Annotated in this window: 20 protein-coding genes; 13 read left to right on the plus strand and 7 right to left on the minus strand. The window is 65.4% G+C overall.

Going from position 1 to position 20727, the window contains the following annotated elements; genetic code table 11:
• Positions 1 to 35: 35 nt before the first annotated feature.
• From GGD63_RS01660 to GGD63_RS01675, 4 genes are all read right to left on the minus strand, one after another.
• Positions 36 to 1136, minus strand: a complete 1101-nt coding sequence (locus GGD63_RS01660) for an ABC transporter ATP-binding protein (RefSeq protein WP_183239163.1) — start codon at positions 1134 to 1136, stop codon at positions 36 to 38.
• A 6-nt stretch (positions 1137 to 1142) separates the two neighbouring features.
• Complete coding sequence (locus GGD63_RS01665) at positions 1143 to 2054, minus strand: carbohydrate ABC transporter permease (RefSeq protein WP_183239164.1); 912 nt, start codon at positions 2052 to 2054, stop codon at positions 1143 to 1145.
• On the minus strand, positions 2054 to 2992 hold the full coding sequence (locus tag GGD63_RS01670; RefSeq protein WP_183239165.1) for a carbohydrate ABC transporter permease: 939 nt from the start codon (positions 2990 to 2992) through the stop codon (positions 2054 to 2056). The genes GGD63_RS01665 and GGD63_RS01670 overlap by 1 nt, the downstream gene beginning before the upstream one ends.
• Before the next feature lie 141 nt (positions 2993 to 3133).
• A complete protein-coding gene (locus tag GGD63_RS01675; RefSeq protein WP_183239166.1) occupies positions 3134 to 4474 on the minus strand; it encodes an ABC transporter substrate-binding protein in 1341 nt (446 codons plus the stop codon).
• A gap of 505 nt (positions 4475 to 4979) precedes the next feature.
• On the opposite strand from GGD63_RS01675, the gene GGD63_RS01680 reads away from it, so the two are divergent.
• Positions 4980 to 5801 (plus strand): Spy/CpxP family protein refolding chaperone, encoded by an 822-nt coding sequence (locus tag GGD63_RS01680; RefSeq protein WP_183239167.1) that lies wholly within the window; start codon positions 4980 to 4982, stop codon positions 5799 to 5801.
• Positions 5802 to 5913: 112 nt separating this feature from the next.
• A complete protein-coding gene (locus GGD63_RS01685; RefSeq protein ID WP_183239168.1) occupies positions 5914 to 6291 on the plus strand; it encodes a response regulator in 378 nt (125 codons plus the stop codon).
• Between the two features lie 101 nt (positions 6292 to 6392).
• Here GGD63_RS01685 and GGD63_RS01690 read toward each other — a convergent pair whose 3' ends face one another.
• The 3 genes from GGD63_RS01690 to glk form a co-directional block, all read right to left on the minus strand.
• Positions 6393 to 6548: a hypothetical protein gene (locus tag GGD63_RS01690; RefSeq protein ID WP_183239169.1), complete on the minus strand. Its 156-nt coding sequence runs from the start codon at positions 6546 to 6548 to the stop codon at positions 6393 to 6395.
• Positions 6549 to 6693: 145 nt separating this feature from the next.
• On the minus strand, positions 6694 to 6897 hold the full coding sequence (locus GGD63_RS01695; protein WP_018642023.1) for a hypothetical protein: 204 nt from the start codon (positions 6895 to 6897) through the stop codon (positions 6694 to 6696).
• Between the two features lie 161 nt (positions 6898 to 7058).
• On the minus strand, positions 7059 to 8036 hold the full coding sequence (glk, locus tag GGD63_RS01700; protein WP_183239170.1) for a glucokinase: 978 nt from the start codon (positions 8034 to 8036) through the stop codon (positions 7059 to 7061).
• Between the two features lie 251 nt (positions 8037 to 8287).
• Here glk and pncA point away from each other — a divergent pair, with 251 nt between their 5' ends.
• The 11 genes from pncA to GGD63_RS01755 all read left to right on the plus strand — a co-directional run bounded on the left by pncA (position 8288) and on the right by GGD63_RS01755 (position 20700).
• Positions 8288 to 8932, plus strand: coding sequence for a bifunctional nicotinamidase/pyrazinamidase (gene pncA / locus GGD63_RS01705; protein WP_183239171.1), 645 nt, complete (start codon positions 8288 to 8290; stop codon positions 8930 to 8932).
• A gap of 16 nt (positions 8933 to 8948) precedes the next feature.
• Entirely contained in the window at positions 8949 to 10067 is a 1119-nt protein-coding gene (locus GGD63_RS01710) for an alpha/beta fold hydrolase (protein WP_183239172.1), read from the plus strand.
• 143 nt (positions 10068 to 10210) lie between these two features.
• Positions 10211 to 12244 (plus strand): NAD(+) synthase, encoded by a 2034-nt coding sequence (locus GGD63_RS01715; protein ID WP_183239173.1) that lies wholly within the window; start codon positions 10211 to 10213, stop codon positions 12242 to 12244.
• Between the two features lie 36 nt (positions 12245 to 12280).
• A complete protein-coding gene (locus tag GGD63_RS01720) occupies positions 12281 to 12664 on the plus strand; it encodes a GrlR family regulatory protein (protein ID WP_183239174.1) in 384 nt (127 codons plus the stop codon).
• Complete coding sequence (locus tag GGD63_RS01725; protein WP_246785335.1) at positions 12654 to 14006, plus strand: DUF1236 domain-containing protein; 1353 nt, start codon at positions 12654 to 12656, stop codon at positions 14004 to 14006. The genes GGD63_RS01720 and GGD63_RS01725 overlap by 11 nt, the downstream gene beginning before the upstream one ends.
• A 456-nt stretch (positions 14007 to 14462) precedes the next feature.
• Positions 14463 to 15278, plus strand: a complete 816-nt coding sequence (locus GGD63_RS01730; RefSeq protein ID WP_183239175.1) for a sugar phosphate isomerase/epimerase — start codon at positions 14463 to 14465, stop codon at positions 15276 to 15278.
• 29 nt (positions 15279 to 15307) lie between these two features.
• Positions 15308 to 16945: an ABC transporter substrate-binding protein gene (locus GGD63_RS01735; RefSeq protein WP_183239176.1), complete on the plus strand. Its 1638-nt coding sequence runs from the start codon at positions 15308 to 15310 to the stop codon at positions 16943 to 16945.
• A 2-nt stretch (positions 16946 to 16947) separates the two neighbouring features.
• Positions 16948 to 17931: an ABC transporter ATP-binding protein gene (locus tag GGD63_RS01740; RefSeq protein ID WP_183239177.1), complete on the plus strand. Its 984-nt coding sequence runs from the start codon at positions 16948 to 16950 to the stop codon at positions 17929 to 17931.
• Positions 17928 to 18914, plus strand: a complete 987-nt coding sequence (locus GGD63_RS01745) for an ABC transporter ATP-binding protein (protein WP_183239178.1) — start codon at positions 17928 to 17930, stop codon at positions 18912 to 18914. The genes GGD63_RS01740 and GGD63_RS01745 overlap by 4 nt, the downstream gene beginning before the upstream one ends.
• A complete protein-coding gene (locus GGD63_RS01750; protein WP_183239179.1) occupies positions 18914 to 19843 on the plus strand; it encodes an ABC transporter permease in 930 nt (309 codons plus the stop codon). The genes GGD63_RS01745 and GGD63_RS01750 overlap by 1 nt, the downstream gene beginning before the upstream one ends.
• On the plus strand, positions 19840 to 20700 hold the full coding sequence (locus tag GGD63_RS01755) for an ABC transporter permease (RefSeq protein WP_183239180.1): 861 nt from the start codon (positions 19840 to 19842) through the stop codon (positions 20698 to 20700). Before GGD63_RS01750 ends, GGD63_RS01755 begins: the two co-directional genes overlap by 4 nt.
• Positions 20701 to 20727: the final 27 nt, after the last annotated feature.

Raw genomic sequence — 20727 nt, forward strand, 5'->3', positions numbered from 1 at the left:
CGCTCCCCTGCCTGCTCGCGTTTCTTAAGCCGGCGTCACAGCACGACGCCGGTTTCTTCGTTTAGCAGGTGCATGTTGTTGAGGTCCATCGCCAAACGCATGGGAGCCCCGTCCGTAGCGCCGGCATTGGGATCGACGCGGCCGCAGACCGGCGTGCCGTCGAGCCCGAAATAGACCAGGGTCTCCATTCCCATCGGCTCGGTGACGTCGAGCACGGTGTCGAAGGGCTCGACCCCTGGCCCCAGATGCGCATGCGACTCCGTGAGATGCTCGGGGCGGATGCCGAGCAGCAGCTTGTCGGTGCGCGGCAGCGCGCTGTAGCGCGCGGCGCGGGCCGGCGGCAGCGCAAAGGCGATGCGGTCGGTGAGGCGGAGCTGAAGCGCGCCGCCGACATCCTCGAGCCGGCACGGGATGAAGTTCATCGCGGGCGAGCCGATGAAGCCCGCCACGAAGTGCGTCGCCGGCTTGTGGTAGAGCTCGTTCGGCGTGCCGATCTGCTCGATGCGGCCCTTGTTCATCACCACGACGCGGTCGGCCAGCGTCATCGCCTCGACCTGGTCGTGGGTGACGTAGACCGTGGTGGTGCGCACCTTCTGGTGCACCTTCTTGATCTCGATCCGCATCTGCACGCGCAGCTTGGCGTCGAGATTGGAGAGCGGCTCGTCGAACAAAAATACCTTGGGATTGCGCACGATGGCGCGCCCCATGGCGACGCGCTGACGCTGGCCGCCGGAGAGCTGCTTCGGCTTGCGGTCGATCAGGTCGGTGATGTCGAGGAGGCGGGCGGCTTCCGTCACCCGCGCCTTGATCTCGGCCTTGGGATAGTGCTTCAGGCGCAGCCCGAACGACATGTTCTCGGCGACCGTCATGTGCGGGTAGAGCGCGTAGTTCTGGAACACCATCGCAATGTCGCGGTCCTTCGGCGGCACGTCGTTGACGACGTCGCCGCCGATCATGATATCGCCGTCGCTGATGTCCTCGAGCCCGGCGATCATGCGCAGCGTCGTCGACTTGCCGCAGCCGGAGGGGCCGACCAGCACGATGAACTCATGATCGGCGATGTCGAGGTCGATGCCGCGCACGGCTTCGACATCATCGTAACGCTTGACTACCTTCCGCAAAGCAACGTCAGCCATGAGTCATCAACCCTTTGTCGCACCGGCGGTCAGGCCGGCAATGTAGTAGTCCATCAGGAATGCGTAGATGATCAGCGGCGGTGCGGCGCCGAGCAGCGCGCCGGTCATGATCTGCCCCCAGTTGAACACGTCGCCCTTGATCAGGGTGGTGGTGATGCCGACCGGCAGCACCAGCTGATCGATCGACGTCGTGAACACCAGGGGATAGAGGAACTGCGCCCAGGACACCGTGAACGCGAAGATGGTCGCGGCGATCAGCCCGGGCAGCGCGACCGGGATGAAGATCCGCGTCAGGGTCTGCAGCCAGGAGGCGCCGTCGATGAGGGCGGCCTCATCGAGCTCCTTCGGGATCGAGGCGAAATAGCCGATCATGATCCAGGTGCAGAACGGCACCGTCAGCGTCGGATAGATGAACAGCAGCACGTACCATCGGTTGAGCAGCGTGATGCCGGTGTAATCCTGGACCACGCCGAGCATCTTGAACAGCGGGATGAACAGAAGACTGTCCGGGATCAGGTAGGTGAGGAAGACGCCGGTGGCCAACGTCGCCGAGCCCCAGAACTTCATCCGCGCCAGCGCGAACGCCGCGGGAATGCTGATCAGCATGGTCACGATCACGACCACGATCGACACGATCGACGAATTCCAGAAGAAGCGCAGGAACTGGTTCGAGGTGAGGAGCTCGACATAGTTCGACAGCGTCGGGTGGAATACCCACCACGGATTGGTCGCCGCCGATATCTCCGCGCTGCTCTTGAGCGAGGTGATCAGCATGTAGACCGGCGGTGTCAGGAAGAAGATCGCGAACAGCACCAGGAAGAAATAGGACCAGCGCAGCGCCCAGGCGCGGTCTCGGCTCATGCTGCCATACTTGACCTTGCGGGAGGGGCCGGACTTGTCGATTGCAAGCGTGCTCATCAGGCTTCGTTCCCGCGTTTGGTGACATCGCGCAGGATGAAGATCGCTGCGACGGCGAGGATCGGCACCATGAACAGCGAGACGCAGGCGCCGAGCGGAATGTCGCTGCTCTGGATGCCGACCTGGAACGCCCAGGTGGCGAACAGATGCGTCGTATCCAGCGGGCCGCCCGAGGTCAGGATGCGCACGATGTCGAAATTGGCGAAGGTGACGATCAGCGAGAACAGGGTGGTGATCGCGATGATATTGCGCATCATCGGCAAGGTGATATGCCAGATCTTCTGCCACCAATTGGCGCCGTCGATTGCCGCGGCCTCATAGAGCTGGTCGGGCACGGATTTCAGCGCGGCGAGATACATGATCAGGAAGAACGGCGCGCCGTACCAGACGTTGACGAGGATGACGGAAAAGCGCGCCCAGAAGGTGTCACCCAGCCATGGGATCGGACCGACGCCGAAGAAGGAGAGCGTGTAGTTGAAGGCGCTGTAGGAGGGATCGAACAGCCACAGCCAGGCCAGCGTGCTCATCGCCGGCGGAATCACCCAGGGCACCAGCAGCATGCCGCGCCATTTGCGCTGCTTCTTGCCGGGAATGTTGTGGACGAAATGCGCGACGATGAAGCCGATCAGCGCCTTGAAGATCACGGCGGTGATCGCAAAGATGCAGGACTGCTGCACCACCATCCAGAACGTCTCGCGCTTGAACAGGAAGGTGAAATTGCCGAGGCCGACGAATTTCGTCATCGCCTTGTTCAGCGTCGCCAGATAGAGCGAATAGAAGGCGGGATAGAGCACCAGCAGCGCGATTAGTAGGATCAGCGGCAGCGTCAGGAAGAACGCGACCGTCGATTTTCGCCCGAGCGCATTGCGCAGACTCTTTCCCTTGCGCGCGCCCGTCGCACGGGCGACGCGACCTCGCTCAACGACGACATCGGCCATGTCAGAATCCTTAGGGTCAGTCTTCTTGTAAGCAGTCCAACCTTGGAGCCGGCCATAGCGGTCGGCCTCAAATCCTGCGGATAGGAGGGCGGAGCCCTGGCGGCTCACGCACGTGGCGCGAGCCGCCCGGCACAGCCCGGCCTAGCTCCGCATGAAGCCTTCGCACTCGCCCTCGGCCCAGGCGAGCGCCTGCTCCATCGTCTCGCCCCGCGCAAAGCGCAGCGCCATCTTGGTCAGCGTCGCCTGGAAGTAGATCTGTTGCGCGATCTTGGGCGGCGCGGGCGACGCCGCGATCGACAGCGTCTGGTGCTTGTAGGGGTCCGGATAGTGGAAGAGCGTTCCCTTCGGCGGCCCTTCTTCCGCCCAGGTCGGGAACTTGCTCATGTTCGCGTAGGCCGGCAGGTCGTAGCCGCCGCTCACCGCAACGAACTTCTCGATCGACGATGGCGAGGACAGGTGAACGAGCAGGCTCTTGGCCGCCTCCTTGTTCTTGCCGAAGCTCCACACGCCCCAGAAGTAGGGCAGGTACGGTGCGAACCGTCCCTTCGGACCGGACGGGAAGCCGTGCGTCCAGCACTGCTCGGCGACCTGCGGCGCATCGCGCTTGGCAACGGCCCAGGCGCTCGGCGGATTGAGGATCATCGCGCCGCGGCCGGAGATCAGCCATTTGTTGTTCGAGGCGTCATCCCAGGACGGTGCATCCGGCGGCAGGAAGGCGATCAGCTTCTTGTAGAACTCCATCGCCTGGCGAACCTGGTCGGTCTTCACCGTGATGTCGCCCTTGGCGTTGACGAGCTCGGCGCCGAACGACTGGAAGATCGCGCCGGCGGTGTCCACGCTGTCGGTGGTCTCGCCGAGACCGATGCCGAACGCGAAGCCCGCCTTATGGCAAGCCTCGGCCGCCTTCAGGAAGGTCTCCATGGTCCAGTTCTCGACCTTGGGCGGGCCGCCGGCCGGATACATCTCCTGCACGTCGATGCCGGCATGCTTCTTCATCAGATCGATGCGGGAGCAGGGGCCCTTGATCTGGCTGCCCGGTGTCGCGGGGGTCGCGAGCCATTTGCCGCCCGACTGTCCGAGATATTTGACGGTGCCGTTCACCTCGCCATTCTGCTTGAGGAGCGGCTCCATGATGTCGTTGAGCGGCTCGAGATTCTCGGCATAGGCCTGCGGCCACCAGCTCGGCATCTGCAGGATGTCATGACCCGACTTGGCCTGGGCCTCGGCGGCGGCGGTCAGCTCGAGCTTCTTGTTGTTGCTGGTGATGTAGTCGATGGAGACTTCGACCTTCTCCTTGGCGGCCCATTCATTGACGAGATCGGTCGAGGCCTTGTTGGCGCCCGGCACCCAGTGGTCCCAGAAGCCGATCGACAGTTTGCCGGCGGCGTAGGCGCCCCGGACGTAGGGCGCCGTGATCAGCGCCGCGGAGGACATTGCAGTGGCAGCCACAAATTGACGTCGCGTCAGTGTCTTGCGTGACATCTCGTTTCCTCGCTTGGGTGTTTTATTGTTCTGGTGTTTCCTCAACTCTTCCGAGTTTTGCTTTTGATTTTCTTGTTGACGTTTCTTGTTGGTCGTTTCTGTCGGTGCGCCGTCAGCGTCGATCCGGATCGTGCGCCGCGCGGCAAATTGGTAGCGCGATCAGATCATGATTGATCGCGTCTGTCGAGAAAGCCGAAGGCGCTTCGTCTAGAACTAACGTTGTGCCCGAATGTGCGGCAATACCGCTGGCATCGCGCGCCGGAGCTGAATCGTGCTCCCTCGTTTTTGCGACGCACACATCGCGTCAGCCGATCGGGAACGATCCGTGCGCAATTACGCCGCAGTTCCGAATAAGCCTCCATAACCGCTTCGCGCGAAACGCTTTTCGGGCGTGGACAGCAATTGGCTGCGTCTGGACCTCGAAGCGGCGGAAACGATAGTGTTGCAAGCAGCGGGGTAGGTCCCACCCCGACAGAGGCCAATCCGTTCGACGATGGAGACGAGAATGATGCACCCGGCACCGCCAGCGCGACATTACTTGCGACGATCGCTCGCGCTGGGGTCAGTGCTCGTGTTGCTGCTCGGTGTCGCCGCAGTCGCGAACGCTCAAGGATTGGTCAAAGGCGTCCAGGAAGGGGCGGCTGCCGGGAACAAGGCGGCCGGCCCGGTCGGTGGCGTGCTCGGCGGCGCGATTGGCGGTGTAGTCGGCGTCTTCACCGGCGTGCTCGGCGTTGGCAACAATAACAATGCCAATCAGGCGCCGGCGGCCAAGGATGCTGGTAAGGACGCCAGCAAGGATGCCAAGCAGCAGCAGGGTGCCGGCAAGGACAAGGACGCCAAGAGCGCCAAGGAGAGTACCAAGGCGGGCAAGGGCGCCAAGGCGAGCAAGGAAGCCAAGAACGCGCCGAGCGCGCCACAGGACAACAAGGATAAGGACGTTACCGTCCTCACCCAGCCCGGCGCGCCGCAACAGACCGCCGAGCAGATCGTGGCCAACAGCGATTCCTATATCGAGCGGATCAAGACCGAGTTGAACCTCACGCCCGACCAGGAGAAGCATTGGTACGGCTTCTCGAGCGCCATGCACTACCTGGGGCACAATGGTGCAGAGCGGCTCAACCTGCGGGTTGCGCGCGCCAAGCGGGATCCGCCCGACGACATCATCGAGCAGATGCGCAATGAGGCGCAATTCCTGATCGACCGCGCCTCCGACCAGCGCAATGTCGCCGACGCCGCCGAGCCGCTCTATTCGAGTCTCGATGACAAGCAGAAGCAGGTCTTCATTCAGGAGATGGTGCGCCTCAGCCACGAGCGTGGACTGGATTGATCAAGTTGAAGCGGATTGCGGGCGCCTGAATTAACGGCGCCCGCCACGAACTCGTGAATCCTCTCCGCAATTCGGTTATGATTAGCTTCGCGAGGCTGACTGCGGGGTTGATATGGCGGACGGACTCTCCGTTTTCCTGGTCGAAGACGAGGCGTTGATCCGGATGATGATGGCCGACATGGTGGCAGAGCTCGGCCACCACGTCGTCGCGGAAGCGGACAATGTCCGGGACGCGAGCGCCTTTGCGATGACCGCGCAATACGATTTCGCCATCCTCGACATCAATCTCATGGGACTGTACGTCGATCCCGTCGCCGACTTGATCGAGCGCCGCGGCAAGCCGTTCCTGTTCGCCACCGGGTATGGGCCCGAGTTGCTGCCGTCCTTGCTTCGCCGCAGGCCCATCCTGCGCAAGCCGATTTCGATCGATCAGCTCAAGGCCATGATCGATTCGATGTTTCCGGAAGCCACAGCGCAGACGCCGCGCTGAGCGACCGCAAAGATGCCGCGCCGGCGACGCGCCGCGCCGGGAGCGCCAACGAAATTGGCCGCCCGTGGGGCGGCCGTTTCACGAAGAAATCCGTCGCGGCCTCAGATCAGGCCGGCACTGAGATCGATGCCGCGCGCCATCAGGCCGAACGAGGCGAGGAGGCCTGCGCAGCAGAACAGCAAGATGGTCTTGAACGAAGAACTGGCGAAACGCGTTTCGGCGACGGCCGGCATTGCGGCGAGCGAAATCATGCTCATGTTCATTCCCCCCTTTTGTTGGTCCTGAATTGCATCAGGTGAGGGAACTCCTAGAGCAAAAAGTTTGACGTGAGATTGCGAGGGATCCCTAACGGAATCGCAACCGGCACGCACCAGCGCGCGTGCCGTGTCGGGATCGCAAGTTTCAGCTGCGGCCGTTCCTCAACACGGTGGCGATGGTATGGGCGGTCATGGCGGCGCGATCAGACGCGCGCTGGGCGGCCAGCCGGTCTCGCGCCTTCTCCTCGATCAAGAGCTCGATCAGGGCGAGCCGCTTGTCCTCGTCATCCGCCTCGGTCAGCAGGCGATGATAGCGGTGATAGTCGAATCCTACGTCCTGCTTACGCATGTCACGCCCCCGCAACTAACGCCACACACTGGACGGATTGTTTCTCATAGGAAACAATCGGGCAAGCACGATCCTGCGTGGAACCGCGCTTTCGGTGCAATCAGCTGTGAATTAGTTAATGGACCGGATTAATGGACCGGACGACCCCTGCCGGCGGCGCTTCAATCCGGATTGTGGTCGGCGAACATCTTCAAGCCGAGGAAGCTCGCATCGGGCCTGGTGACCAGCCGGGTCGGAATGTTGCGCAAGTAATCCTGGAAGCGTCCCTTGGCCTCGAAGCGGGCGCGGAAGGCCGAGGCGGCCAGGAATTCGGGAAAGCGCGGGACGATCCCGCCGGCGATATAGACGCCGCCGCGGGCGCCGAAAGTCACCGCGAGATTGCCGGCGACCGAGCCGAGGGTGGCGCAAAACATCTCCAGCGTCGCACGGCTGTGCGCACAACTGCCGTCCAGGGCCGCCTTGGTGATGGCAGCGGCATCGCGTTGCGGCACCTCCGCGCCATCGACCTCCGCCAGGGCCTCGTAGAGGCTTTGCAAGCCCGAGCCGGATAGCGCGCCGCGCTCGATCGAGACATGGCCGAGGCGCCGGCGCAAGCACGCGATCACGCGTTCCTCGCGCTCGTTCTCGGCCGGCAGCGTCGCATGTCCGGCTTCGGTAACGACGGCCAGGCGTGCTCCATGGCGCTCGACCAGACAGGAGACGCCAAAGCCGGTTCCTGGCCCGACCACCAGCAGCGGTTCTCCGGGCAGGCCGTCCAGTCCGCCGAGCGGGATCAGATCGGCCGGCTGCAAGGCGGGCAGGGACCAGGCCACAACCTCAAAATCGTTCAGCACGTGGACGCTGTCGAAGCCGAGCGCCGGCTGGAGCTCGTTGCCGTCGATGACCCAGGGGCTGTTGGTCATGACGCAGCGGTTGTTGGTGACGGGGCCCGCCACGGCCAGCACGGCCCGTCGGGGCGGCTCGCCGCCGGATTTGCGTGCCAGCACATCGGCGATGGCTTCCCGGACGGTCGGGAAGTCGGCGACCTTCACGTAGTCGATCGCGCCGGTCTGGTTACCGTCGCCTTGGCTCAGCGCAAAGCGCGCATTGGTGCCGCCGATATCGGCGAGAAGAATCTGTTCTGTCTTGCCGATACCCATGGCCCTGTGGCTGCCGCGGCCTTGCCGGCCCTCGGGAACCCCTGTCTCCGTTCCTGATCCGGTCCGCGACTGCGCGGACGGTCCGAGAATCCTCGCTTGATTGTGCCTAGTCAACACGGACAGGGCCAAACCGTTGCATCCCGGGAGGTATTCTGGCCATCAGCGCGGTATCGCCACACGCTGACAGTGGTTGCGAAGCTGCGCCGGAAGATCGACAGTGGAGGGAGCGTTCGGCGCCCGGCGCCGGGCGAATGGCGTGGAGCCTTGCGATGAAGATTGCCGACCGCGACGTGCTGCTGGTGATCGACGTGCAGAACGACTTCTGCACCGGCGGGGCGTTGGCCGTGCCCGGCGGCGAGAAAGTCGTGCCCGCCATCAATCGCATCGCCCAAAAATTCGCCAATGTGGTGCTGACCCAGGACTGGCATCCGGCCGATCATGTCTCCTTCGCGCCGAACCATGCGGGCAAGCAGCCGTTCCAGACCATCGAGCTGAACTATGGCACGCAGGTGCTTTGGCCGTCGCATTGCGTGCAGGGCACGGCCGGCGCCGAATTCCACGAGGAGCTGGACGTCACAAGGGCGAGCCTCGTGGTGCGCAAGGGCTTTCGCCGCGGCATCGATTCCTATTCGGCGTTGTTCGAGAACGACCACAAGACGCCGACGGGCCTGCTCGGCTATTTGCGCGAGCGCGAGCTGAAGACCGTTTTCGTCGCGGGACTCGCACTGGACTTCTGTGTCCGCTTTTCGGCGGAGGATGCCCGCAAGGCGGGGTTCGAGGTCGCGGTGATCGAGGATGCCTGCCGCGGCATCGATCTCGACGGCTCCATGGCTGCGGCCCACCGGAGTTTTGGCGAGCTCGGCATTTCCGTCATCAGCTTCGAGGCATTCCTGTGAGAGGCGCGAGATAGACGTGGCGGAGAAGACAGGCAAACAGCCGGGCGGACCGGATCACGTGCAAGAGGACCCGCTGCTGTGGCCGTTTGCAGCGGCGCGGCTCGCCATGGATGCCTGCTTCTGGTGGATGGAGCGCGGGCCGGCTGAGCCGGTCGTCGACAGCAGCCTGCCGTGGACGACGCCGAGCACGGTGGCGCTGGAGCTTGCGACCATGCGCCTGCGCGAATGCACGACGGACCGATCCGGCCAGCCGGCGCTGGTCTGCGCGCCCTATGCATTGCATCGGGCCCTGATCGCCGATTTCGCGCCCGGGCATAGCGTGGTGCAGTCGCTGCAAAATGGCGGCGTCGACCGGGTCTATCTCACCGACTGGCGGTCGGCCACATCGGATATGCGCTATCTCTCGATCGACAGCTACCTGTCCGATCTCAACGTTGCCATCGATGAGATCGGCTCGCCGGTCGATCTCGTCGGTCTGTGCCAGGGTGGTTGGCTGTCGCTGCTCTATGCAGCGCGCTTTCCCGCCAAGGTGCGGCGGCTGGTGCTGGCAGGCGCACCGGTCGACCTGTCGATCGACTCGGCGATGTCGCGGCTCGCCCGCAACGCGCCCGGCATGGTCTACGACCAGCTCGTCGCGCGTGGCGGCGGCAATGTCAGCGGCAAAGAGATGTTGCGCGTCTGGTCGAAGGCGCCGAGCCGCGAGGATATCGCAGCCGCCTTGCAGAAGGAGCTCTCGGACGAGGAAGGCGCGGCGCTGCTCGCGCGCTTCGACCAGTGGAATGTGGAGCCCCTCGATCTGCCCGGCACCTATTATCTGGAGATCGTCAACTGGATCTTCCGGGAGAACCGGATTGCCGGTGGCAATTTCGTCGCGCTCGGCCGTCGGATCGACCTGAAGGACGTCAAGGCGCCAATCTTCCTGCTGGCCGGCCTCGACGATGAGGTGGTGCCGGCGACGCAGGCGCTCGCCACCGCCAAGCTTGTCGGTACGTCGCCCGCCTTCATTGCGGCGGCGTCCGAGCCGAGCAACCATCTCGGCCTGTTCATGGGCGCGCGGACCCACGCGCATGCCTGGCCCCGGATCGCCCACTGGCTGCGGGACGATCTGTCCGGCGTCCTGGCCCGCAGCGCTTGAGGTCGCCGGGCGCTGGACCGGCCGATGCGCAAATCCGTTATGCATGATGGAGGATGGCCTGCACGGGGCCAGATCGATGGGCTACATATGATTGGAGCTGACGGCGGCGGCCGGCCGGACGAGATTTAAGGGTACTGCGCTCGATGACTTTCCACTCGATCTACGCCCACGGATTTGCGCGCGTGGCGGCCTGCGTGGCCACCTCCCATGTGGCCGATCCCTCGGCCAATGCGAAGGCCGTCCTGGCGGCGGCCGATGCCTGCCACGAGCAGTCGGTGGCGGTTGCCGTGTTTCCCGAGCTGTGCCTGTCCGGTTATGCGATCGAGGATCTGGTGAAGCAGGATCCGCTGCTCGATGCGGTCGAGCGCGGGCTCGTCACCATCGTCGAGGCCTCCGCCGCACTGATGACCGTGCTGATCGTTGGCGCGCCGCTGCGCTTTGGTCACCGCATCTACAATTGCGCCGTCGTCATCCATCGCGGCAACGTCCTTGGCGTCGTGCCGAAATCGTACCTGCCGACCTACCGCGAGTTCTACGAGGGACGCCATTTCGCCTCCGGCGCCGGAATAGCCGGCGAGACCATTTCCTTTGGCGGTCTGCACGCGCCATTTGGCGTCGACCTGCTGTTCGCGGCCGAGGACGTCCCGGGCCTGACCATTGGTGTCGAGATCTGCGAGGACATGTGGATTCCGGTCACGCCGGCCTCGGAGCTCGCGCTGGCGGGTGCCAGCGTGCTGATCAATCTCTCGGGCAGCCCGATCACGATCGGCCGGGCGCGCTCGCGCGCGCTGCTGTGCCAGTCGACCTCGGCGCGCTGCCTTGCGGCCTACGTCTATTCCGCCGCCGGGGCCGGGGAATCGACCACCGATCTGGCCTGGGACGGCCAGACCTCGATCTACGAGAACGGTGTGCTGCTGGCCGAGGGCGAGCGCTTCCGCCAGGGCGGCCAGATCACATATGCCGACATCGACCTCGATCTGCTGAGGCAGGAGCGCGCGCTGATGGGCACGTTCGACGACAACCGCCGCCAGCGCGAGGCGTTCTTCCGCAAGGTGACGTTCGCCCTGAAGCCGCCGGCTGCCGATATCGGATTCCTGCGCAAGGTCGAGCGCTTCCCGTTCGTGCCGAGCGACGAGAGCCTGCTCGAGCAGGACTGCTACGAGGCCTACAACATCCAGGTCGCCGGCCTCGTGCAGCGCATGCGCGCGACCGGCACCAGGCGCGTCGTGATCGGTGTCTCGGGCGGTCTTGATTCCACCCACGCCCTGATCGTCGCCGCCAAGGCGGTCGACCTGCTCGGCCTGCCGCGTGAGAACATTCTTGCCTACACCATGCCCGGCTTTGCCACCGGCAGCGAAAGCAAGACCAATGCGCTGGCGCTGATGAAGGCGTTGCAGACGAGCTGGCAGGAGCTCGACATCCGCCCCACGGCGACGCAGATGCTGAAGGATATCGGCCATCCCTTCGGCAAGGGCGAGAAGGTCTACGACGTCACCTTCGAGAACGTGCAGGCGGGCCTGCGCACGGACTATCTGTTCCGCCTCGCCAATCATCACGGCGGCATCGTCATCGGAACCGGCGATCTCTCCGAGCTCGCGCTCGGCTGGTGCACCTATGGCGTCGGCGACCAGATGGCGCATTACAATGTCAACGCCGGCGTGCCGAAGACGCTGATCCAGCATCTGATCCGCTGGGTGATCGCCTCGAAGCAGTTCAGCGCTGACGTGAACCGCACCCTGGGCTCGATCCTCGCCGCCGAAATCTCGCCCGAGCTGGTGCCCGTGCAGCCCGGCGAGAAGCCGCAGAGCACGGAGGCCTCGGTCGGTCCCTACGAGCTGCAGGATTTCAACCTGTTCTACACGCTCCGCTTCGGCATGCGGCCGTCCAAGATCGCCTTCATGGCGCTGCAGGCGTGGAAGGACGTCGGCAAGGGCGAATGGCCGCCGGCGTTTCCGAACGACAAGCGCCGGGCCTACGATCTTGCCGAGATCCGGCGTTGGCTCGATGTGTTCCTGCGCCGCTTCTTCGCCTTCAGCCAGTTCAAGCGCTCGGCCATGCCGAACGGCCCGAAGGTGTCGGCCGGCGGCTCATTGTCGCCGCGCGGCGACTGGCGTGCGCCGTCGGATTCGAGCGCCACGGCATGGCTCGAGGATCTCGAGCGCAACGTGCCGAACTGATCGGCACGGCGGATCGATATTGCGGGGGACGATCTGATGTCGGCCGGGAAAGGCTCAGAGGCGGGTGAAGGGGCCAGCGTCGTCAACGGCCTCTACATCTTCGACATCGAAATGCGTGAGGGCAAGCGCGGGCAGGCGCGAGGCGTGGTCGTGCTCTGCGACGGCCGCATCATGGGTGGCGACAGCTATTTCTACTACACCGGCAGCTACACCTTCCGGAACGGGAAGTGGCGCGGTGACATGATCGTCAACCAGCACACGGAAGCGGTCGGCCGGACGCTTGTATTCGGGGGCAGGGAGGTCACCTGCGGCTTTTCCGGCGACTATTTCCCCGGCGGCGCGCAAGTGGAAGGAATGGCGCTGGTCGGCAAGATCAGCGTGACCTTCACGGCGCGGCTGACGCTGAAGGATGCCATGTGAGCGCGACCCGATCCGCTCGCGGGTGAATGGCTGCGTTCCTGCTCAGGAACATTCGCACGAACAGAACGTTCGCGTCTGTTGTTGCGATTTGTTGAGGAGAGGGACAATGCGTAAGCACTTGATGTTATCGACTGCAGCCGTCGGCCTTATGCTGGCATCCGGCATCGCCTACGCCCAGGCGCCCGGCGAGCGCAGAGACGAGCCGAAACGGACCGAGGAACCGGCGAAGGGCGCTGCGCCGCAGCGCGGTGGCGCGGCCCAGGAACGCGGTCAAGATCGCGCCCAAGATCGCGTTCAGGAACGCACGCAGGGCGCCCAGGAGCGACTGCAGGGTGCGGGCCGCGAGGACAAGGGCGGCGCCAGGCACGAGGCCGGCGACGACAAGCGCCAGCCAGCCCCTTCTGCCGAGCGCAATCAGCCGAAGGCGAAGGATCACGCGCAAGACTCTCGCGAGCCTGCGCGCGACCGCAACCGCGAGGCCGAGGGCGCGAAGCGCGACAGCGGCAAGAGCAGCGCGGAGACGAAGCAGGACAAGTCCGCGCCGCAGAAATCGACGGCCGAGTCGGAGAAGTCCAAGATGGGCCCGGCTGCCCAGCAGAACGAGCGCAACCAGCCGCCGCGCAATGCCGCCGAGCAACCGCCGCCGGCGCAGCAGGGCAACCGGCCGGCGACGGCGACGGACACAAGCCGGACGGCTCCGTCCAGCAACGCCCAGAGCGCCCCTGCCGCGACGGGCACGCAAACCAACCAAGCCAATCAGACGACGCAGACCAATACGCAGGTCAATCAGCAGGCTCAGATCACAACCGAGAGGCAGGTGCGGATGTCCGAAACGGTCAGTCGCGCACGCCTTGCGCAGCCGGAGCGCAATCTGAACATCGCGATCCGGGTCGGCGAAACGATTCCCTCGCGCGTGCGTCTCTACCGGCTGCCGCCCGAGATCATCTCGATCGAGCCGCAATATCGAGACTATGAGTATTTCGCCACGGATGACGACGTCGTCATCGTCGAGCCGCGGACGCACCGTATCGTCAGCCAGGTGCCGCGCGATCCGTCGCGGGCCCGCGCACAAATGGGCGGCGCCGCCACATCCAGCATGGCTGCGGCCGGCAGCAACGTGAATTGCCGCGTCATGCGGCGAGACGCCTCGGGCAATGTCGCCGAAGCAGAACCCACAACGGTGGGCTCGACCGCCCGCATGGATTCGTTGAGCGTGACGGTCCAGATGCCGGGCGGTGGCTCGTCCGCGCCGATTGCCCTCGGCGCTGATGCCGGCGACATCGTCGTCGCGACGCAAGGGCAGGGTGATTGCACGGTCACGATCGAGCCGCAAACACGCTGAGCGAAAGACGACACTGAAACGACAACGCGCCGCCCGGCTGAACCAGCCGGACGGCGCGATGTGCGTTCAATCTGAAAGTTCCGAGGTCCGGAGTGCCTAGGAGTCCGGACCTCGTCACCTTGCCCCAGCCTTCGATCCCTCGCCCCATGTGGTCCCCCAACCCCGTGGTGCGCGATCAGAGGGTGATGCCCTTGGAAGTGGCCGCCGATCGATGTCGCGCGATGTACGCGAGATCGGAATAGGATTCCATTCCGGATCACTACGGACACGATTCAACTTGCTTCTGCGGCAAACTGCACGTGCCTGCATCGACGGCGCGCCGTTGCACAAGATCGATGCTGACGATGCGCAGGATGTCCACACCCGCGCGACGCTGCGGATCCTCGATTTCACGGGCCTGTCATTGAACTGGTCTAGCGCTGCTCCCGTCATCGCTGACGACCGAAGGAGCAAGCCATGTCGAAGCCGGTGTTGGGCGCCGCATTGTCCATCAAATCGATCCCCGCGCATCGTGACTGGCTCCTCGAACGGCAGCGCGATCTCGAGATCCAGGATTTCTTCCGCGCCGATCTGCTCGACGGCGACTGGCGCAGCGCGGCGGTTGAGATCAAGCAGATGCTCGCGGGCCATACCGGCCGGCTCGGCATCCATGGCCCGTTCTGGGGCTTCAAGATCGACAGCCACGATCCCATGATCCGCCAGGCCGTGACCAAGCGCCTGCTGCAGGGTCTGGAAGCCGCCGAGTTCCTCGGCGCGACGCAGATGGTGATCCATTCGCCGTTCACGACCTGGGACCACAACAACCTCGATCTCTATCCCGACAACCGCAACAACCTGGTCGAGCGCGTCAAGGCGACGCTGGCCGAGGTGATCGCGCGCGCCGAGGCTATCGGCTGCGAAATCGTCATCGAGAACATCGAGGACAAGGACCCGCGCGACCGCGTGCGCCTCGCCAAGGCACTCGAAAGCAACAAGGTCCGTGTCTCGCTCGATACCGGTCACGCCAACTACGCGCATGTCTCCACCGGCGCGCCGCCGGTCGACTATTACGTCGAGACCGCCGGAGACATGCTGACGCATGTGCATCTCCAGGACACCGACGGCTTTGCCGACCGCCACTGGGCGCCGGGCGAAGGCAATATCCCGTGGGTCGCCGTGTTCCGCGCGCTGGGACGGCTGACCTCCAACCCGCGGCTGATCCTCGAACTCCGCAACCACGATGACGTCCGCGCCGGCGCAGCCCATCTCGCCGCGCTGGGTCTCGCCGAATAACCGACATCACAGAGGGCAGGGCTTAAGTCATGAGCAAATTCACCCGTCGCACCATCCTGAAATCCGGCGGCGCGGTCGCCAGCACGCTGCTGCTGCCGCGCTTTGCCATCGCGCAGAGTGACAACCGTCCGTCGGTGACGATCGCCGTGCAGAAGGTGACCAATTCGAACGTGCTCGACGTGCTGCGCGAGCAGTCCAATGTCGGCGAGCGCGTGTTCTTCTCCTCGATCTGGGAAGGCCTGATCTCCAAGAACTGGCGCGGTAGCCTCGAGGCCGTGCCGGGCCTTGCCACCGAATGGCGCCGCATCGACGACCAGACCGTCGAGGTGAAGCTGCGCCAGGGGGTCAAATTCCACAACGGCGACGAGCTTACTGCCGAAGACGTCGTCTTCACCTTCAGCCGCCAGCGCATGTTCGGCGAGACCGAGGCCAAGAGCCGCTCCACGATCCAGGCCTTCGAGAAGATTCCGACGCCGCGGCCGGGCAAGGAGCTGCCGCCTGATGTGCCCGCGGTTGCCCGCCGCATCTGGCCGGACCTCGTCCGCGTCGATGCCGTCGACAAGTACACCGTGCGTTTCTACAACGCGACGCCCGACGTCACCATCGAAGGCCGTCTGTCGCGCTACGGCTCCGACATCATGAACCGCCGCGCCTGGGAAGAGTCCGCCAGCTATCTCGACTGGGCGCGCAAGCCGATCACCACGGGTCCGTACAAGGTCGTCGAGCTCAAGCCCGACGTCTCGCTGACGCTGGAAGCCCACGACGAATATTGGGGCGGCCGTCCGCCGCTCAAGCGCATCCGCTTTCTCGAAGTGCCCGAGGTCGCGAGCCGCATCAACGGCCTCTTGTCGGGCGAATATCAGTTCGCCTGCGACATCCCGCCGGACCAGATCGCCGGCATCGAGAAGAACGCCGCGTTCGAAGTTCAGGGCGGTACCATCCTCAATCACCGCCTGACCGTGTTCGACAAGAACCACGCCGTGCTCGCCAATCCGCTGGTGCGGCGCGCCTTCACCCATGCAATCGACCGCCAGGCCATCGTCGACAGCCTGTGGGCCGGCCGCACCCGCGTGCCGAAGGGCCTGCAGTGGGAATTCTATGGCGACATGTTCAACGCCGACTGGAGCGTGCCGGCCTATGATCCCAAGCTCGCGCAGGATCTGCTCAAACAGGCGAACTACAAGGGCGATCCGATTCCCTATCGCCTGCTCAACAACTACTACACCAACCAGGTCGCGACCGCGCAGATCCTGGTCGAGATGTGGAAGTCGGTCGGTCTCAACGTGCAGATCGAGACCAAGGAGAACTGGTCGCAGATCATGGAGCGCGCGCCGACCCGCGCGGTGCGCGACTGGTCGAACTCGGCCGCCTTCAACGATCCGGTGTCGTCGCTGGTCGCCCAGCACGGGCCGAACGGCCAGCAGCAGCAGATCGGCGAATGGACCAACGTCGAGCTGAACAAGCTCTCGGAGTTCCTGGAGACCTCGACCGACCGTCCCGCGCGCAAGAAGGCGTTCCGCCGCATGCTGGAGATCGCCGAGCGCGAGGATCCCGCCTATACGGTGCTGCACCAGAACGCGACCTTCACGGCCAAGCCGAAATCGATCAAGTGGAAAGCCTCGCCCGCCTTCGCGATGGATTTCCGCGCCGGCAATTTCGAGGCCTGAAGGTGTCGCCGCTGGTCAGCATCGCAGGCCTGCACGTCGCCTTCAATGGCGTGCCTGTGCTGCGGGGTGTCGATCTTGCGCTCGGCAAGGGCGAGGCCGTCGGCCTCGTCGGCGAGTCCGGCTCAGGCAAGTCGGTGACGTGGCTTGCTGCCCTTGGCCTGCTGCCGCGGCATGCGAAGGTCTCGGGCTCGGTGCGGCTCGACGGGCGCGAACTGCTGGGCGCGCCGGCCGCCGAGCTCGATCTGGTCCGGGGCGGGCGGGTCGCCATGATCTTCCAGGATCCGGCGAGTGCGCTCAATCCGGTGCTGACCATCCGCAAGCAGCTCTGCGAAGCGCTGGCGCTGCATCGCGATCTCCAGGGCGAGGCCGTGAAGGCCGAAGCGAAGCGGCTGCTCGACCTCGTCGGCATCCCCGATGCGGCGCGGCGGCTGTCGGCCTATCCGCACGAATTCTCCGGCGGCCAGGTCCAGCGCATCATGATCGCGATGGCGCTCGCCGGAAATCCGGATCTCTTGATCGCCGACGAGCCGACCACGGCGCTCGATGCAACCATCCAGGCGCAGATCCTGGAGCTGCTTTCCGCCATCCGCCGCGAGATGAGCATGGCGATGGTGCTGATCAGCCACGATCTCGGTGTCGTCGCCGAGAACTGCGACCGCGTCGCGGTGATGTATGCCGGCCGCATCGTCGAGCAGGCCCCCAGCAACCAGCTCTTTGCCGATCCCGTGCACCCCTATGCCCAGGGCCTGATCGGCGCACTGCCGCCGCTCGATGGACCGCGCCGTCGCCTCACCGCCATTCCCGGGACGGTGCCTGATCCCGCGCACATGCCCGGCGGCTGTGCCTTCGCGCCGCGCTGCGCGTTCGCAGCCGAGCCGTGCGGCCTTGCCGCGCCGAGACTGGCGCCGATCGCGAACGATCGCACGGTTGCCTGCATCCGCGCCGAAGCGTCGCGCCGCGCGCTGCTCGGGATGGCCGCCGAATGAGCGCGCCGCTCGTCGAGGTCTCCGCGATCTCCCGCAGCTACAGCATGCGCTCCGGAATGTTCGGGCGAGCTACGGCCGTGCATGCCGTCGACGGCGTGTCGCTCTCGATTGCCAAAGGTGAGACTCTGGGCCTCGTCGGCGAGTCCGGTTCGGGCAAATCCACGACGGGCCGGATCGTGCTCGGCCTCGAGCCGCCCGACCGCGGCGCGGTACGGTTCGACGGCAAGCCGATGGCCGCGCCAGGGACGGCCGCGTGGCGCGCGCAGCGTGCGCGGATGCAGATGATCTTTCAGGACCCGCTGGGGGCGCTCGACCGGCGCCTGCCGGTCGCAACGCAAATCCGCGAGCCGCTCGACATCCACGGCCTCGGTACGCCGGCCGAGCGCGAGGCGCGGGTGCGCGAATTGCTGCGCGCGGTCGAGCTGACGCCCGCGCACGGCGCGCGCTATCCGGGCGCACTGTCCGGCGGCCAGCGCCAGCGCATCGTGCTGGCGCGGGCGCTGGCGACGAAGCCGGACTTCCTGGTTTGCGACGAGCCGGTCAGCGCGCTCGACGTCTCGATCCAGGCGCAGGTGGTGAACCTGCTTTGCGACCTCCAGGCGCAGCTTGGGCTCACGCTGCTGTTCATCAGCCACGATCTGCGCGTCGTCAGGCAGATCAGCACGATCGTCGCCGTGATGTATCTCGGCCGCATCGTCGAGATCGGCAGCGCCGACGATCTGTTCGCGCGCCCGGAGCATCCCTACACGCAGGCGCTGGTCTCGGCGTCGCCCGCGCCCGGCCGCCGCAGCGCCGGCCGCATCGTGCTCGCAGGCGATCCGCCGAACCCGGCCGCGCGGCCCCAAGGCTGCGCCTTCCATCCGCGCTGCCCGCGCGCCATCGCGCGCTGTGCCAGCGAGGTGCCGGCGCTCTCGGCGGTCGGCGGTGACAGGCAGGTCGCCTGCCATCTCGTCACGGGCGCCGAAACGCGGGACGCGGCGTGATGGGACGCTACTTCGCCATCCGGATCGGACGCGCCGCGCTGACGATCGTGCTCGTCGTGACCTTCGCCTTCGTCGTGCTGCGGCTGTCAGGCGATCCCGCCCTGATGATCCTGGGACCGGAAGCGCCGCCCGAAGTTATTGCCGCCTTCCGCAAAGCCTGGGGCCTCGATGATCCCATCTGGTTCCAGTATCTCGATTACTTCAGCGCTATCGCACAAGGCGAGCTCGGCCGCTCCATGCGCGACGGGCGGCCCGCGATTCAGCTCGTGCTGGAGCGGATCCCTGCAACGCTGGCGCTGACGCTGCCGGCTTTCTTCTTCAAGGTCGCGCTCGGCGTTCCCGCCGGCATCTACGCCGCATTGCACCGGGGCTCGTCGATCGACCGCGCCGTGATGATGACGGCGGTCGCCGGCTTCACCGTCCCGAGTTTCGTGCTCGCGCTGATCCTGGTTCTGGTCTTCGCCGTGCAGCTCGGCTGGCTGCCCTCGGGCGGACAGGACAGCTGGCGCCACGCGATCCTTCCCATTGCAACGCTCAGCCTTGGCGGCGCGGCGGTGCTGGCGCGCTTCACCCGCAGCGCCATGCTGGAGGTGCTGGGGCAACCCTATATCCGCACCGCATCCGCCAAAGGCGTGCCGTGGCGCAAGGTGGTGACATCGCACGCGCTGCCGAACGCGGCGATCCCGACCGTGACCATTCTCGGCTTCATGGTGGGCACGCTGATCGCGGGCGCGGTCGTGGTCGAGAGCGTGTTTGCCTGGCCGGGAGTAGGGCGGCTTCTCGTCGTTGCGGTTGCCAATCGCGACCTCGCCGTCGTGCAATGCATCCTGTTGCTGGTCGCGATGACCATGGTGACGTCCAACCTGATTGTCGATTTCCTCTACGGCTTCCTCGATCCGCGCCTGCGCGCCAAAGGAGCCCATGCATGACCGACGCCACGCTGAAGGACACCACCGTCCGCCGCCGCATCAGCCTGCCGGCGATCCCGGTCTCGGTCGCGCTCGCGGTCTGCTGGATCGTCGCGATGCTGGTGATCGCGGCCTTTGCCGAGAAGATCGCGCCCTACGGCTTCACCCAGCTCGACCTGCGCAACCGGCTGTCTGCGCCCGGCAATGTCGCGCACTGGCTCGGCACCGACGAGCTCGGCCGTGACGTGCTGTCGCGCCTCCTGGTCTCGATCCGCATCTCGCTGCTGATCGCCTTCGGCGCCACCGCGATCTCGGCCATCGTCGGCACCACGCTCGGCTTCCTCGCCGCGCATTTCCGAGGGTTCGTCGAGCAGCTCGTGCTGATGCTGACCGACTTCCAGGCCAGCATGCCCTTCCTGATCATGGCGCTGGCCGTGCTCGCCTTCTTCGGCAATTCGCTGCCGCTCCTGATCGGCCTGATGGGCCTGTTCGGCTGGGAGCGCTATGCCCGCATCGCGCGCGGCCTTGCCATCTCCGCCAATGCGCAAGGCTATGCCGCGGCCGTCCGCCAGTTGGGGGCGACGCCGTCGCGGATCTACCTCCGGCACATCCTGCCCAACATCGCCTCAACCCTGATCGTCTCGACCACGCTGGTCTTCCCCGAGGTGATCCTGATGGAATCCGGCCTGTCCTTCCTCGGCCTCGGCGTGCAGCCGCCGATGACCAGCCTCGGCAACATGGTCGGCTATGGCCGCGAGTACCTGACCCGGGCGCCCTGGATCATGCTGGCACCGGCGACCACCATCGTCGTGACCACGCTGGCGGTGTCAGTCATCGGCGACTGGCTGCGCGACCGGCTCGATCCGACGCTGCAATAGAGGCTACAGCCCGACGGCCTCCGCTGT

This window comes from Bradyrhizobium sp. cir1 (genome assembly GCF_014198245.1).
GTDB lineage: Bacteria > Pseudomonadota > Alphaproteobacteria > Rhizobiales > Xanthobacteraceae > Bradyrhizobium.

Coding starts and splice junctions, on each gene's coding strand:
- glk (WP_183239170.1), bottom strand. CDS start 8,036: ATGGGTATCGGCAAGACAGAACAGATTCTTCTCGCCGATATCGGCGGC.
- GGD63_RS01670 (WP_183239165.1), bottom strand. CDS start 2,992: ATGGCCGATGTCGTCGTTGAGCGAGGTCGCGTCGCCCGTGCGACGGGC.
- GGD63_RS01720 (WP_183239174.1), top strand. CDS start 12,281: ATGTCGGCCGGGAAAGGCTCAGAGGCGGGTGAAGGGGCCAGCGTCGTC.
- GGD63_RS01695 (WP_018642023.1), bottom strand. CDS start 6,897: ATGCGTAAGCAGGACGTAGGATTCGACTATCACCGCTATCATCGCCTG.
- GGD63_RS01715 (WP_183239173.1), top strand. CDS start 10,211: ATGACTTTCCACTCGATCTACGCCCACGGATTTGCGCGCGTGGCGGCC.
- GGD63_RS01750 (WP_183239179.1), top strand. CDS start 18,914: ATGGGACGCTACTTCGCCATCCGGATCGGACGCGCCGCGCTGACGATC.
- GGD63_RS01685 (WP_183239168.1), top strand. CDS start 5,914: ATGGCGGACGGACTCTCCGTTTTCCTGGTCGAAGACGAGGCGTTGATC.
- GGD63_RS01675 (WP_183239166.1), bottom strand. CDS start 4,474: ATGTCACGCAAGACACTGACGCGACGTCAATTTGTGGCTGCCACTGCA.
- GGD63_RS01665 (WP_183239164.1), bottom strand. CDS start 2,054: ATGAGCACGCTTGCAATCGACAAGTCCGGCCCCTCCCGCAAGGTCAAG.
- GGD63_RS01730 (WP_183239175.1), top strand. CDS start 14,463: ATGTCGAAGCCGGTGTTGGGCGCCGCATTGTCCATCAAATCGATCCCC.
- pncA (WP_183239171.1), top strand. CDS start 8,288: ATGGCGTGGAGCCTTGCGATGAAGATTGCCGACCGCGACGTGCTGCTG.
- GGD63_RS01660 (WP_183239163.1), bottom strand. CDS start 1,136: ATGGCTGACGTTGCTTTGCGGAAGGTAGTCAAGCGTTACGATGATGTC.
- GGD63_RS01680 (WP_183239167.1), top strand. CDS start 4,980: ATGATGCACCCGGCACCGCCAGCGCGACATTACTTGCGACGATCGCTC.
- GGD63_RS01755 (WP_183239180.1), top strand. CDS start 19,840: ATGACCGACGCCACGCTGAAGGACACCACCGTCCGCCGCCGCATCAGC.
- GGD63_RS01735 (WP_183239176.1), top strand. CDS start 15,308: ATGAGCAAATTCACCCGTCGCACCATCCTGAAATCCGGCGGCGCGGTC.
- GGD63_RS01725 (WP_246785335.1), top strand. CDS start 12,654: ATGCCATGTGAGCGCGACCCGATCCGCTCGCGGGTGAATGGCTGCGTT.
- GGD63_RS01690 (WP_183239169.1), bottom strand. CDS start 6,548: ATGAGCATGATTTCGCTCGCCGCAATGCCGGCCGTCGCCGAAACGCGT.
- GGD63_RS01745 (WP_183239178.1), top strand. CDS start 17,928: ATGAGCGCGCCGCTCGTCGAGGTCTCCGCGATCTCCCGCAGCTACAGC.